The organism is Salegentibacter sp. UBA1130 (assembly GCF_002311535.1).
Lineage (GTDB): Bacteria > Bacteroidota > Bacteroidia > Flavobacteriales > Flavobacteriaceae > Salegentibacter > Salegentibacter agarivorans.
The window spans coordinates 14894-27898 of record NZ_DCAP01000022.1 but is presented as its reverse complement, the minus strand read 5'-3'; the positions used below and the strand labels follow the sequence as shown (position 1 = coordinate 27898).

Below are 13005 nucleotides of genomic sequence, written 5' to 3'. Positions count from 1 at the left end.
ATTTTGTTTTATATTTATCTGAAAAGATTAATCAATTTTAAAAGATAAATTATGAGTCAACCAAAAGTAGCAGTGATATTTTATAGTGCCACTGGCACAAATCACCAATTAGCACAATGGGCCGGGGAAGCGGCAAAACAAGCGGGAGCAGCAGAAGTTAGGGTAAAAAAAATTCAGGAAACGGCGCCAAAGGAAGCGATAAACCAGAATGAATCCTGGAAAAAATATGCCGAAGAAAATAAAGACTTTCCCACCGCAGAATTAGACGATCTTGAATGGGCAGATGCTATTATTTTTAGCACCCCAACGCGTTATGGAAACTTACCATCACAATTACAGGCATTTTTTGATACTACCGGCGGACTTTGGTCTAGCGGAAAATTAGCCAATAAAATTGTGAGCGGAATGACGAGTGCTGCAAACCCACACGGAGGCCAGGAAGCCACTTTGCTTTCTCTTTATAAAACTGTAATGCACTGGGGATCTATAATTGTAGCTCCGGGTTATACAGATCCTTGCTTATTCGAAGCCGGAGGAAACCCTTACGGAATTAGTGTAACTGCAGATGGGAATGCTCCCGGCGACAATATTAAAAAAGCAGTAAATCACCAGGTAAAAAGAACGGTAGAAATGGCCGCAAAGTTTAAGAGCTAGAAAATAAATCTTAAAGAGGGATTATTTGAAAATGTTGAGTCGTCAAGCTGAACTTGTTTCAGCTTCTAGTTTGATAACTACTTAGATCCTGAAACAAGTTCAGGATGACAATTTTAAGTCTTCAAATAATCTCTTTTTTATAAAACAAGTTCGGTAAAAAGCCTATTTAAAGTTTTATCAAGATCACTGGTCATTCCAGGATGTGGTCGTGAAGTTTGAATTATAGAGCTGCGCACCGCGGTAAGCCATCTAAACCTGGAAGCTAAATCTAGCTGCGCAATGGGGCCGCCATTTTTACTTCCTTCGCAAATCTTTTTAAAAGAATCAAGATTATTGCAAAGTTCATCTTTATCCAGATCTTTGCCAAAAACAGCCAATCGCTTTTCATCCACTTCAAATAAAGCTTTTAAATATTTAGACTGTTTGCTAAACAAGATAATCCCCACGTTTAGAAATTCTTCGCGTTCAACCTTAGGCACCAGCCTAATTACAGCATATTCATATAAGTGCTTTTCTTGCATTTTCTGCTTCTTTTATAAAAATTTCTGAATGTGCGAGTCTAGTTGTTAAGAACTGCGTATAAACATTTTTAATTTCTTCTTCCGTTTCATCGGTATCTTCCCATTGTAGCCATTCTGAAGGCAGTAAGGATACAATTTCTTTTATTTTTTCGGGAGTAATTAATTTCCTGCAATACTCATCGGCTTCCTGCAACTTATTGGCTCTTGGAAGTAACACGTGATCTTTAATAAAGCTGAAGGGCGTTTTTGCTTTTTCCTGAACATTAGTCCACGAGTGGTGAAAATAAAATGAGGCTCCGTGATCTATAAGCCATAATTCTTTGTGCCATATTAGCATGTTGGTATTCCTATAGGTGCGATCTACATTGGTAATAAAAGCATCAAGCCAAACTATTTTTGAAGCTTCAAATTCATCAACTTCGGTCACCACGGGATCAAAATTTATGGCACCAGATAAAAAATGGAGCGCCAGGTTTAATCCCTGGCTGGCTTGTAATAGATCCTGAATTTCTTCATCGCCTTCTGTTCTTCCAAAAGCTTCATCTAAATTAGCATAAACGAGTTCTGGCACCTTAAAGCCCAACGCGCGGGCAATTTCGCTCCCTAGAAGTTCAGCGATTAAAGCTTTTACTCCGTGGCCTGCACCTTTAAATTTCAGCACATATTTAAAATCATCGTCAGCTTCGGTGAGTGCCGGCAACGAGCCACCTTCCCTTAGTGGAGTGATATAGCGGGTTACCGTAACCGTTCTTAATTCTGCTTTTTGCATAAATTGTTATAAAGCGTCAAAGTTAAGGTTTATGGCTCAATTTGAGATAATGGACAATTGGTTAATAAAGTAATATTTAAAGAGAAAATTCTGAAAGTTCTATAACTTCCCCGGCATCCATCCCTTCAAGTTTTTCGTTTCCAATCCTTACGCGCACCAATCTTAAGGTAGGAAAACCAACAGCGGCAGTCATTTTTTTCACCTGGCGGAATTTACCTTCTGTGAGTGTTATGGAAATCCAGCTGGTAGGGCCATGGCGCTCATCCCTAATTTTCTTTGCTCTTTCGGGGAAAGTGGGTCTTTCTTCCAGGATAAATGCTTTGCAGGGAAGCGTTTCATAGCTTTTACCGTTAATGCTTATTTCTACCCCGTTTTTTAGTTGTTCAATAGCTTCAGAAGTAATTTGTCCATCTACCTGAACGTAATATTCTTTTTCAATTTTGTTCCCGTTCACTTTGGCGCTTACTTTGCCACTGGTGGTAAGAAAAAGCAAACCCTCTGAATCCTGATCCAGCCGGCCAACCGACATTGTTTCCGCAGGGAAATTACCTAAATCTCCCAAAAGTTTCTTTTTCTTCCTGGGACGTTCATTAGTGATAAACTGACTTAAATAACCGTAGGGTTTATAGATTTTGAAATGGCGGTGCACGGGGATAATTTTATCGTAAAACCAGTTTTTTAATCAGGTCTTTTCCTAATTCCCGGTTTAGCATATTGATTATTTTTTCTTTACCATAACTAAGTTCTTCCCTTAAAACCGAAGAGCTTAATTGCACGAAAAGTGTTTCGTTTTGAAGTTTTATGGCTGTAGTATATTTTTCTATTGCAGGACCCATTTCACGGTACCAGACATCTTTAACGCTAACTTTATCAAGACCACCCTGAAGTTTGTTATGGTCTACAAATTCTTTTAAAACTTCGCTTAAACTTTGATTTTCACTATTTCTCTTCTTCATTTTCATCTAATAAGGAGGTGAATTTTGTGTAATGGTAAATTTTCCCGTCCCGGTTTAGTACACTAAACTTATCTTCTTCAGCAGAAATTACGGTCTCGGTCCATTCGTCAAATGGAGTTTTATAATGTAAACGCAAACTGTCGTTTTCTATTTGTGCTGAAATTTCTTCTATATCTTCACTAGTCTTATAACTGCCATCAAATTGCGGCTTAACCTTTTTGCGAAAGCCTTCTTCGCCATCAAATTCAATATAATCTACCGTGGCATTCACCTTGTAGTTAATTACTGAATCTTCTGTAATCTCTACGCGATCAATTTCCCAGTAACCGGTAAGGTGTTCTAACTGTTCTTCAGGGTTGTTTTTCGCGCATCCTAAAAGTACGATTCCGAAGAGGAAAAAAAGAATTTTTTTATTCACAATTTAAAGAGTTTATAAGATTGATTACTGCTTTTAACCACAGCTTCTGTACGGTCTGCGTGAGTGTCACTAATAAAAATTTGACCCAATTGATCTGTGGCCACCAAAGCTACAATATGTGCCACACGTTGCTCGTCTAATTTATCGAAAATATCATCGAGCAGTAAAATTGGATTTACTTTACTTATAGCTTTAATAAAATCGAATTGCGCCAACTTTAAGGCTACCAAAAAAGATTTTTGTTGCCCCTGGGAGCCGAATTTTTTTATAGGATGACCTTCAATTTCAAAACTTAGATCGTCTTTATGTGTGCCAACGCTGGTATATTGTAAGGCCATATCCTTTTGAAGGTTTGCTTCAAGTAAAGAAGCTAAAACACTATCAAACAGCTGACTTTTATAACTAATATCTACCTGTTCCTTGTTTTTTGTAATATCAGCATAGCGTTTATTAAAAATAGGAATGAATTCTTCTAAAAAGGCTTTCCTTTTTTCGAATATATACTGGCCAAGCTCACTAAGCTGAAGATTATAAACTTCTAAAGTATCACGATCAAAACTATGATTTGCGGCAAAGTATTTTAGCAAAGAATTACGCTGTGCATTTATCTTTCCGTAATGAATAAGTTTATTGAGATAAACATTATCACTCTGGGAGATCACACCATCCATAAATTTTCGGCGGGTTTCGCTTCCTTCTATTATAAGGTCACGATCGGCCGGGGAAATAATTACCGTAGGAATAAAGCCAATATGATCAATGAATTTTTCATAGGGCTTATTGTTCCGCTTTATAACTTTCTTTTGTCCGCGTTTAGCGCTTACTAATATTTGTTCCTCTTTTTGTGATTTTTCAAACTGCCCTTCAACCACAAAAAAATCGGCATCGTGATTAATGTTTTGGCTGGTAATTGGGTTAAAATAGCTTTTTCCAAAAGCCAAATGATAAATACTGTCTAAAACGTTGGTTTTACCAACGCCATTATTGCCTACAAAACAATTTATTTTCGTGTCAAACTCGAAAGAAGCTGAATCCAGGTTTTTGTAATTAACTAAAGAGAGTTGTTTTAAAAACATAAAATGCTGTTGTTCAGCTTTTTGATATTTGTATAATAGATTTCTGAAAGTAAAGCGAATGACCCGAAAATATTAAAAAAATACAAATAATTTCCCTTTTAATTTTGAATAAAAATCATATTTTTGCCACGCATTAAACAGTTTTTATGGCAACTTACAAGAAAAAAGGATATAAACCATCTAATAAGGAAGAACAGCAGAAACAGGTAGAAGACGAATCTACAACTGCTGAAGTATTTAACACTCTTGACGAAGGTGCTGGCAGGACCGAAACCTGGGTAGCAGAAAATCAAAAGTATATTTATATCATTGTTGGAGTAGCAATCGTAGCCGTTTTAGGTTACCTTGGTTACGAACGTTTTGTAAGTGAACCAAAACAGGAAGAAGCGGCCAATGAAATGGCTCAGGCTCAAAACTATTTTGCTTCGGCTTTAAACGCATCTGGCGCTGAGCGCGATTCACTTTTCACGATGTCTTTAAATGGTGGTGAAGGGAAATACGGTTTTCTTGATATTATAGATAATTATGGAAGTACCGATGCAGCAAACCTTGCAACTTACAATGCCGGTTTTGCTTATTTGAATACAGGAAACTACCAGGAAGCTATCAATTATCTTGAAGATTTTAATAGTGAAGACGAAGTATTGGCAGCTTTAGCTACAGGAGGAATTGGAGATGCTTTTATGCAACTGGAACAGCCGGAAGAAGCTTTAGATTATTATGAAAAAGCCGCTTCTATGCGTTCTAACGAGTTTACAACACCAAAATTTTTACTTAAAGCAGCAATTACCGCTTTAGAAGTAGGGCAACCAGCTGAAGCTGAAGAACACCTTCAGAAAATAAAGGATGAGTATCCAGAAGCTCCAGAAGCTGAGCAGGTGCCAATCTATATGGGGCAGGCTCGCGCTGCAAAACAATAATTATGGCTACAGAAGGAAATAACCTTTCAGATTACGATAAAGACCAACTTCCCGATGCGAGTGATTTTCGCATCGGGATTGTTGTTTCAGAATGGAACGATAAAATTACCGAAGGCCTTTATGAAGGCGCTTTTAACGCGCTTATAGAGAATAAGGTGCAGGAAAAGAGAATTGTTCGGTGGAATGTACCCGGCAGTTTTGAACTTATTTACGGTTGCAAAAAAATGCAGGAAAGTTATGATATGCTTGATGCGATTATTGCCATTGGAAGCGTAATTGAGGGAGAGACAAAACATTTTGATTTTGTTTGTGAAGGCGTTACCCAGGGTATAAAAGACTTGAATGTACAAAACGATACTCCAATTATCTTTTGTGTTTTAACCGATCAAAATATGCAACAGGCCATTGATAGAAGTGGCGGCAAGCACGGTAATAAAGGTACTGAAGCTGCCATAGCTGCTATTAAAATGGCTAAATTACGCCAGGACGCCAGATTTTAAATAAAAATATACATCGGCATTATTATTGTTGATTTCTTTTTAAGCTCGTTCGCTTCGGTTTTTTGAAGCAATTTGAGTAAATTTGAACTACCACAGAAAATCAACATATTTTGAAAATCAAAATTCATAAACCCAGAAAGAATGCCCGGTATAATTACACCCCACGTTATTATAAGGGGAAGGATACGGGTAATATTTATAGTTTTGATTCAAAATTTAGTAAGTATAAAGAAACTACAAATGCCATAGATTTTGGCTCTCAATGGGCTGAAGTGCGTAAATCAAGTAGAACCCGGGGAAACCGGGAGATCAATAAGCGATTGCTCATTATTATTATGGTGCTGGTTCTTATTTTTCTATGGATAATTGACTTTGATCTGTCCATCTTTTCCAATCAACCCTAAATGACAGATATAATTCAACTTTTACCAGACCATGTAGCGAACCAGATTGCTGCCGGGGAAGTGGTGCAACGCCCTGCTTCGGTGGTTAAAGAATTGGTTGAAAATGCTATTGATGCTGGTTCTGGAAATATCCAGGTGGTAATTAAAGATGCGGGAAAAACCCTTATCCAGGTGGTTGATGATGGGAAGGGAATGAGCCTTACCGATGCCAGGATGTGTTTTGAACGTCACGCTACGTCAAAAATTAAAGCTGCTGAAGATCTTTTTAGTTTGCAAACCAAAGGCTTTAGGGGAGAAGCCCTGGCTTCTATTGCTGCGATTGCCCACGTAGAATTAAAGACTAAACCTGAAGATGATGAAGTTGGAACACAAATTAAAGTTGAAGGCAGTAAAGTTGCCAATCAGGATGTTTGTGTTTGCCCAAAAGGAACTTCGGTAAGTGTAAAAAACCTGTTTTATAATATTCCGGCAAGAAGAAATTTCCTGAAATCTGACGCGGTAGAAACACGGCATATTATAGACGAATTTCAAAGGGTGGCTTTGGCGCATCCACAAATTGCTTTTTCGTTATTTCATAACGGGAGTGAACTTTTTCAACTTCCGGAGACTAATCACAGGCAGCGAATTACTAATATTTTTGGAGGAAAAACCAACGAAAAATTGGTGCCGGTAACCGAGGAGACTGAGATTGTTGAAATTTCGGGATTTGTAGGGAAACCTGAGTTTGCCAAAAAATCACGGGGAGAACAATTCTTTTTTGTAAATAATAGGTTTATAAAAAGTCCTTACTTAAATCACGCCGTAGTAGCCGCTTTTGAAGGTTTATTAAAAGATAAATCTTATCCCAGTTATTTTCTTTTCTTAAAGGTTGATCCAAAAAGTATAGATATCAATATTCATCCTACTAAAACTGAAATAAAGTTTGACGATGAACACGCGCTTTATGCAATTTTAAGAAGCGCGATCAAACATAGTTTGGGGCAATTTAATGTAGCTCCTGTCCTGGATTTTGATCGCGATGCAAACCTGGACACGCCTTATGATTATAAAAACAGATCTGCTGAAGTACCGCAGGTAGAAGTAGATCGTAATTTTAATCCATTTCGGGAAGAAAATACAAGGACCCATAGAACGGGTTCAAACTCCTTTTCTTCAAACTTTAAAAAAGAGCGGAAAGAAAGTTGGGAAAGTTTATACACCGGTTTGCAAACCGAAGACACCCCTAAGCCGGATGCAGATTTTAGGGAAATAGAATTTGAAAGTGAAGAAGTAACAGGAAATTTATTCCAGCCTTCTGAAGATAAAGAAGAAAAATCTACCTTTCAGCTTCATAAAAAATATATTGTAAGTACGCTGAAGAGCGGGATTTTAGTAATAGATCAACACCGGGCCCACACCAGGATATTATATGAAGAGATGCTGAAAAATATTACCGTTTCAGCCGCGGTGAGCCAACAGTTGTTGTTTCCGTTAAACCTTCAGTTTAATACTCACGAAATTGAGATATTAAAACAATTACAGGATTCTCTGGAACAAACAGGATTTGTATTTTCTGAAGTAAAAAGTGATTCCGTAGAAATTGTAGGAATTCCAACGCTTATTTCAGAAAGTGAAGTAGAAATATTACTGGAACAACTTATTGCCGATTTTGAAAACGATGTTCCCGATAATGGTTTTTCTCAAACCGATTTACTGGCAAAGTCGCTCGCAAAGGGAATGGCGGTAAAATCTGGCACCTTATTAAACAATACCGAGCAGCAGCATATCGTTAACAGGTTGTTTGCTTGTAAAGAACCCGGGTTAAGCCCGTCTAACAGATCGGTTTTCGTTACTTTAACTGTAGACGAACTGGACAAAAAATTTATGTAAATGGGAAGAATTACCGAAACTGTAAAAGTACTTTTAATAATCAACATCATCTTTTTTGTTGGTAGCCAGTTTCTGGGCGATTATGCCTACCAGTTATTTGCACTTTGGTTCTTTGAGAACGATAATTTTATGGCGTGGCAGTTTGTTACCCATATGTTTATGCACGGCGGCCTTATGCATATTGTTTTTAATATGTATGCACTTTGGGCGTTTGGTGGCCCTATAGAACAAATGCTGGGGCAAAAGAAGTTTATTTTCTTCTACTTTTCGGCAGGGCTTGGAGCTGCATTTTTACATACACTGGTAAATTATATTGAATTTAAAACCGGTTATAATGCGCTCTTAGATGCAGGAATGAGTATGGGAAGTATAGAACAATTGCTTAAAACGGGAGAATATTCTACCGCAATACTTGAGTCTGTACCCCGGGAAACGCTTCAGGGATTATATCAAAGCGTGAATACACCTGCGGTTGGTGCATCGGGTGCTATCTATGGAATTCTTGTTGCTTTTGGAATGATGTTTCCCAATGTAGAATTATTCCTTTTATTTGTACCGGTTCCTATTAAGGCAAAATTCTTTATTCCTGCACTTATTTTACTTGATTTATTTTCAGGATTAACCGGATATTCGTTATTTGGAGGAGGTATTGCTCACTTTGCCCACATCGGTGGAGCCCTGTTCGGCTTTATTATGATGTGGTACTGGAAGAAAAACCAGTTTAACCAAAATCGCTGGGATTGATGAAAGGATCTGATAAATTTAAATACAAACTACAAACCGCCACGGTAGTTGAAAAACTAATCGCAATTAATGTGTTGGTTTTTATCTTGTTTTATCTTTTTAGAACCTTAACCTTTCTATTTCAGTTACCATCAGATTTTTTACTGGAGTGGTTTTCTTTTCCGAAGGAATTAGGAGAGTTTATTTTTAAGCCCTGGTCTATTATTACCTATTCTTTTTTACACGGCGGGATTTGGCATATTCTTTCTAATATGCTCATTTTATACTTTTCCGGAATTTATTTTTTAAACTATTTTTCGCCAAAAAGATTGCTTAATTATTTCTTTTTAGGAGTGATTATGGGCGCTTTGGTTTATATGCTTAGTTATAATTTATTTCCCGCATTTGAAGCGACCGGAAGATCTTATTTAATAGGAGCCTCTGCCGGGGTGATGGCAGTTTTAGTGGGTATTGCTACTTATATTCCAAATATGCGGGTAAGACTTCTCTTAATAGGAAGTATCAAATTCTGGTATATCGCCGCTTTTTTAGTGGCCCTGGATGTTATTCAGATTCCAATGGGGAATGCCGGGGGGCATTTAGCTCACCTCGGTGGAGCGGCTTTAGGCTATACTTATACTAAACAATTACAAAAAGGGAATGATATTGGTTCCTGGTTTGAGAAAATAATGGACAGCTTTGCGGCTATGTTTCAACCTACCGAGCGCAAAGCCAAAATGAAAACGGTGTACCGAAAAACTTCAGATAAAAAATCTGGCTCGGGACCTCGTAAATCTTCTTCTTCTAAAAAGCTGGATAAAGATGAAAAACAAAAGCAAATTGATGCCATTTTAGATAAAATAAGCAAAAGCGGTTACGATAGTTTGAGCAAAAGCGAGAAAGATTTTCTATTTAAAGCCGGTAAAGAAGATTAAATGAAGAATCTTGGACTCATAGATAAGATCATTTTTATCTTTAATTCCCTTGCTGCTACGGCGCTTTTATTATCTTATTTGCTTGCTTTTATTCCTCCAAAATCTTTTCCATTACTTTCTGTTTTAAGTCTTGGGGTACCGGTTTTAATCTTAATAAACCTGGTTTTTATGGTTTATTGGATTATAAGGTTGAAAAGGCAATTTCTGTTATCTTTTATCATTTTACTGATAGGTTATAATTATGTGACCAATCTTTACCAGTTTAGCGGTGATACACTAACCTCTGATGATGAGCTGAGTATTATGAGCTATAATGTTAGAATGTTTAATTCTTATGGATGGACTGATGAAAAAAACATTCCAGAGAAAATTACCAATTTTGTAAAAGATAAAAATCCGGATATTTTACTCACGCAGGAGCATACCGTAGACGAAACCGGATTCAAGGAAATATACCCTTATAAATTTGTACATAAAAAAGGAAGGAATTCTGAGTTTGGGATGGCCATTTTCTCTAAATATCCAATAATTGAACAATCTTCTATAGATTTTCCGCATAATGGGAATAATAATTCTATCTATACCGATGTGGTAGTGAAAAAAGATACATTGCGTATTTTTAATGTTCATTTTCAATCGCTGAATATTAAACCCGAAATTGAAGATTTACGTAAAGCAGATTCTAAGAAATTGCTTGGTAGAATAGGGCAGGGTTTTAGTTTACAACAGGAGCAGGCTGAAATGATGATGGAAAAAGTGAACAAAACTCCTTATAAAACAATTATCGCCGGAGACTTTAACAATACTGCTTTCTCTTATGTGTATGAAATGTTAAATAAAGATGACAGGTTTACCGATGCTTTTTTGCATTCTGGTGAAGGTTTTGGACAAACATTTAAATTAAATTATTTCCCTTTAAGAATAGATTTTATCTGGATAGATAATAACATTCAAATAAACGATTATGCCCGTTTTAAAAATGAACTTTCAGATCACTATCCAATATTAACCAGAATTAAAATTTAAGTTCCTGTGCTTCCAGATAATTGGTGGTATTTGGCCCTTCATTAAAAAGAAGATCCAGAATACTTAAATTAGATAAAAACCCGTGTTTTTCTTTAAAAACCTGGGTGTATTCTTCCTGCTGAAATTTCAATTTTCCCTTAGCATTAATCAATGTTCTTAGGTCTTTTTTATCTTCTGGATAAAGAATGAATTCTGAAGTTTTCTCAAAATCTAAATCTAGTTGAAGCGAATCTGTTACAAATTCCAGACAAGCATAATTGAAATCCATTAAGTAATTAAATTTCTTATGATAAAGCGGATAAATTTCATCCTCATAAAATTCAAAAAATGGCGAAGTTTGGTAAGAAGCTTTTAAAGCTCTCCAATGCTGCTTTTGCCATTCAAAATCATTTTCAATTTTTACTTCTTTATATAACTGGTGTTTCCCTGATTCTTTCGGCTCCCCAGTTAGGGCTGAGCGATGTTTAATAGGAATATTCAGCAATAATTTACCATTGGAGTCATAGATATACATCCGGTTTCTATAGGTTTGTTTCTGGTAATTGTCTTCATTTTCAAAAAAGACTTTATTAGCTTTTACCAGCGCAACAAACTGAGAAACCGGCCCAAAATAGGCCGGATGTATTAAAATTTTTTCCATTTAAGCGTTTTTCCTGCGTTTTTTGAAGTAATTAAAAGCGATAAGTATTACTACAATTATTAGGAAATAGGGTAGGTATGAGGTGGGTGTAGCGTCACCTTTAACGGTGGTAAAAACGCGATCCCATCTAATTTTATTAAAGAAGCCCTGGGCATTGGCATCCCAACTCATCCATACAAATACAGGTTTTCCCACCACATGATTTTCTGGAACAAATCCCCACGTACGGCTGTCTTCACTGTTATGGCGATTGTCACCCATCATCCAGTAATAATTTTGCTTAAAGGTGTAAGAATTTACGGGTTGGCCGTTTAATAAAACCTGGGTCCCATTAAGACTGAGTTTATTGTTAATTCCCATCTCACTGCCTTCGTAAGTTTCTATAATTCGCTTATAAAAAGGCATTGATTCTGCAGTAAGATCTATCGTCACCCCTTCTTCAGGAATGTAAATTGGCCCCATATAATCGTTATTCCAATTCAGTTTTCCATTATTCGGAAAAATGCTTCGATCTTTTGAGCCTAATGAGTCAGAATATCTTTCAATACTGGTAACGTTGGGATGATTTTTAATTCGGTTATATGCGTCTTCGGTTAAGGCTTTTATATAAAATTGATTGGTATTAGGGTTGTGGTAATAACCATCGGTAATATCATATTCTTCATATAAATACCTGGGATTGAAACCCTGCCCGTTGGTAGTACCAATATAAGTGAACTGAGTTTTTGCACGTCCCGGAAGCTGAAGCGGCTCGTTATTTACCACAACTTTTCCTGCACGAACCTCCAGCGAATCCCCCGGAATTCCTACCGCACGTTTTACGTAATTAGATTTTTTATCTATGGGTTTGTAATAATATTTCCCATCACCATATTGCTGAAAAGCATTTACAGTATCTACCGGCCAGTTAAAGACTACAATATCATTGCGCTCTATTTCTTCAAATCCCGGTAATCTCAAATATGGAATTTGAGGTTTTGTTAAATAAGATTTTACACCCAATACAGGTATAGTATCGTGCACCATGGGAAACGCCACCGCCGTTCTTGGCAGGCGTGCTCCATAATGAAACTTACTTACAAAAAGGAAATCACCTACTAATAAAGTTTTTTCTAAAGAGGCCGTTGGGATGGTAAAAGGTTGCATTACATAAGTATGCACTATGGTGGCGGCAATTACTGCAAATAGTATAGAGCTTATCCATTCGCCGGCGGCAGTCCTGGGTTTTAAGCTTCTATCTTCAATATATTTTACATCAGTTGCATAATTTATATAGTAGATGTAGAAACCGAGTGTTATAATAGCTAAAATGGTATCGGTAGTGCTATGCCGGCCATAACTTCTTATGGTTTCTACCCAAATTACCGGGAACATAATAAGGTTTACAATAGGAATAAAAAGAAGAATTACCCACCACCAAGGGCGGTTTATAATTTTCATTAAAATTACTGCATTATAAATAGGAATTGCGGCTTCCCAGGCTTGTCTTCCCGCTTTTTGATAAAGTTTCCAGGTACCTGCAAAGTGAATAATCTGAACCAGGAGAAAAAACAGAAACCATTGTGTAAACGTCATATTTTTATTCTTTGCTTAT

The 13005-nt window shown here is 36.8% G+C and carries 16 protein-coding genes; 8 read left to right on the top strand and 8 right to left on the bottom strand.

Going from position 1 to position 13005, the window contains the following annotated elements:
• The first annotated feature begins 51 nt into the window (after window positions 1-51).
• A complete protein-coding gene (wrbA, locus tag B4F31_RS08545; protein ID WP_286761086.1) occupies window positions 52-654 on the top strand; it encodes an NAD(P)H:quinone oxidoreductase in 603 nt (200 codons plus the stop codon).
• Window positions 655-791: 137 nt separating this feature from the next.
• Here the strand turns inward: wrbA and B4F31_RS08540 are convergent, their stop codons facing one another.
• The 6 genes from B4F31_RS08540 to recF form a co-directional block, all read right to left on the bottom strand.
• Window positions 792-1175 carry a DUF3037 domain-containing protein gene (locus B4F31_RS08540; RefSeq protein ID WP_286761085.1) on the bottom strand — a complete coding sequence of 128 codons (384 nt, stop codon included), beginning with the start codon at window positions 1173-1175 and terminating at the stop codon, window positions 792-794.
• A complete protein-coding gene (locus tag B4F31_RS08535) occupies window positions 1153-1944 on the bottom strand; it encodes a HipA family kinase (protein ID WP_286761084.1) in 792 nt (263 codons plus the stop codon). The genes B4F31_RS08540 and B4F31_RS08535 overlap by 23 nt, the downstream gene beginning before the upstream one ends.
• A gap of 76 nt (window positions 1945-2020) precedes the next feature.
• On the bottom strand, window positions 2021-2593 hold the full coding sequence (locus B4F31_RS08530; protein WP_286761083.1) for a pseudouridine synthase: 573 nt from the start codon (window positions 2591-2593) through the stop codon (window positions 2021-2023).
• Between the two features lie 10 nt (window positions 2594-2603).
• A complete protein-coding gene (locus B4F31_RS08525) occupies window positions 2604-2900 on the bottom strand; it encodes a DUF721 domain-containing protein (RefSeq protein ID WP_075327954.1) in 297 nt (98 codons plus the stop codon).
• Entirely contained in the window at window positions 2884-3318 is a 435-nt protein-coding gene (locus tag B4F31_RS08520; protein ID WP_083634172.1) for a lipocalin family protein, read from the bottom strand. Before B4F31_RS08520 ends, B4F31_RS08525 begins: the two co-directional genes overlap by 17 nt.
• Window positions 3315-4394, bottom strand: coding sequence for a DNA replication/repair protein RecF (recF, locus tag B4F31_RS08515; RefSeq protein WP_286761082.1), 1080 nt, complete (start codon window positions 4392-4394; stop codon window positions 3315-3317). Before recF ends, B4F31_RS08520 begins: the two co-directional genes overlap by 4 nt.
• A 146-nt stretch (window positions 4395-4540) precedes the next feature.
• Here recF and B4F31_RS08510 point away from each other — a divergent pair, with 146 nt between their 5' ends.
• From B4F31_RS08510 to B4F31_RS08480, 7 genes are all read left to right on the top strand, one after another.
• Window positions 4541-5314 (top strand): tetratricopeptide repeat protein, encoded by a 774-nt coding sequence (locus B4F31_RS08510; RefSeq protein ID WP_286761081.1) that lies wholly within the window; start codon window positions 4541-4543, stop codon window positions 5312-5314.
• Window positions 5315-5316: 2 nt separating this feature from the next.
• Window positions 5317-5814, top strand: a complete 498-nt coding sequence (gene ribH, locus B4F31_RS08505; RefSeq protein WP_075326620.1) for a 6,7-dimethyl-8-ribityllumazine synthase — start codon at window positions 5317-5319, stop codon at window positions 5812-5814.
• A gap of 110 nt (window positions 5815-5924) precedes the next feature.
• Window positions 5925-6218, top strand: a complete 294-nt coding sequence (locus tag B4F31_RS08500) for a hypothetical protein (RefSeq protein ID WP_093302413.1) — start codon at window positions 5925-5927, stop codon at window positions 6216-6218.
• Window positions 6219-8087 carry a DNA mismatch repair endonuclease MutL gene (gene mutL / locus B4F31_RS08495; RefSeq protein WP_286761080.1) on the top strand — a complete coding sequence of 623 codons (1869 nt, stop codon included), beginning with the start codon at window positions 6219-6221 and terminating at the stop codon, window positions 8085-8087. It begins immediately after the preceding gene.
• Entirely contained in the window at window positions 8088-8831 is a 744-nt protein-coding gene (locus B4F31_RS08490; protein WP_075326622.1) for a rhomboid family intramembrane serine protease, read from the top strand.
• Window positions 8831-9745: a rhomboid family intramembrane serine protease gene (locus B4F31_RS08485; RefSeq protein ID WP_075326623.1), complete on the top strand. Its 915-nt coding sequence runs from the start codon at window positions 8831-8833 to the stop codon at window positions 9743-9745. Before B4F31_RS08490 ends, B4F31_RS08485 begins: the two co-directional genes overlap by 1 nt.
• Entirely contained in the window at window positions 9746-10771 is a 1026-nt protein-coding gene (locus B4F31_RS08480; protein ID WP_286761079.1) for an endonuclease/exonuclease/phosphatase family protein, read from the top strand.
• Here B4F31_RS08480 and B4F31_RS08475 read toward each other — a convergent pair.
• On the bottom strand, window positions 10761-11411 hold the full coding sequence (locus B4F31_RS08475; RefSeq protein WP_093302419.1) for a WbqC family protein: 651 nt from the start codon (window positions 11409-11411) through the stop codon (window positions 10761-10763). The two genes, B4F31_RS08480 and B4F31_RS08475, sit on opposite strands and share 11 nt — an antisense overlap.
• Window positions 11412-12986 carry a signal peptidase I gene (gene lepB / locus B4F31_RS08470; protein WP_093302421.1) on the bottom strand — a complete coding sequence of 525 codons (1575 nt, stop codon included), beginning with the start codon at window positions 12984-12986 and terminating at the stop codon, window positions 11412-11414.
• Between the last annotated feature and the right edge of the window lie 19 nt (window positions 12987-13005).

What these genes read in the sequence shown, in the direction of transcription:
- wrbA (WP_286761086.1), top strand. Translation starts at nt 52, where the DNA reads ATGAGTCAACCAAAAGTAGCAGTGATATTTTATAGTGCCACTGGCACA.
- B4F31_RS08540 (WP_286761085.1), bottom strand. Translation starts at nt 1,175, where the DNA reads ATGCAAGAAAAGCACTTATATGAATATGCTGTAATTAGGCTGGTGCCT.
- B4F31_RS08535 (WP_286761084.1), bottom strand. Translation starts at nt 1,944, where the DNA reads ATGCAAAAAGCAGAATTAAGAACGGTTACGGTAACCCGCTATATCACT.
- B4F31_RS08525 (WP_075327954.1), bottom strand. Translation starts at nt 2,900, where the DNA reads ATGAAGAAGAGAAATAGTGAAAATCAAAGTTTAAGCGAAGTTTTAAAA.
- recF (WP_286761082.1), bottom strand. Translation starts at nt 4,394, where the DNA reads ATGTTTTTAAAACAACTCTCTTTAGTTAATTACAAAAACCTGGATTCA.
- B4F31_RS08510 (WP_286761081.1), top strand. Translation starts at nt 4,541, where the DNA reads ATGGCAACTTACAAGAAAAAAGGATATAAACCATCTAATAAGGAAGAA.
- ribH (WP_075326620.1), top strand. Translation starts at nt 5,317, where the DNA reads ATGGCTACAGAAGGAAATAACCTTTCAGATTACGATAAAGACCAACTT.
- mutL (WP_286761080.1), top strand. Translation starts at nt 6,219, where the DNA reads ATGACAGATATAATTCAACTTTTACCAGACCATGTAGCGAACCAGATT.
- B4F31_RS08490 (WP_075326622.1), top strand. Translation starts at nt 8,088, where the DNA reads ATGGGAAGAATTACCGAAACTGTAAAAGTACTTTTAATAATCAACATC.
- B4F31_RS08485 (WP_075326623.1), top strand. Translation starts at nt 8,831, where the DNA reads ATGAAAGGATCTGATAAATTTAAATACAAACTACAAACCGCCACGGTA.
- B4F31_RS08480 (WP_286761079.1), top strand. Translation starts at nt 9,746, where the DNA reads ATGAAGAATCTTGGACTCATAGATAAGATCATTTTTATCTTTAATTCC.
- B4F31_RS08475 (WP_093302419.1), bottom strand. Translation starts at nt 11,411, where the DNA reads ATGGAAAAAATTTTAATACATCCGGCCTATTTTGGGCCGGTTTCTCAG.
- lepB (WP_093302421.1), bottom strand. Translation starts at nt 12,986, where the DNA reads ATGACGTTTACACAATGGTTTCTGTTTTTTCTCCTGGTTCAGATTATT.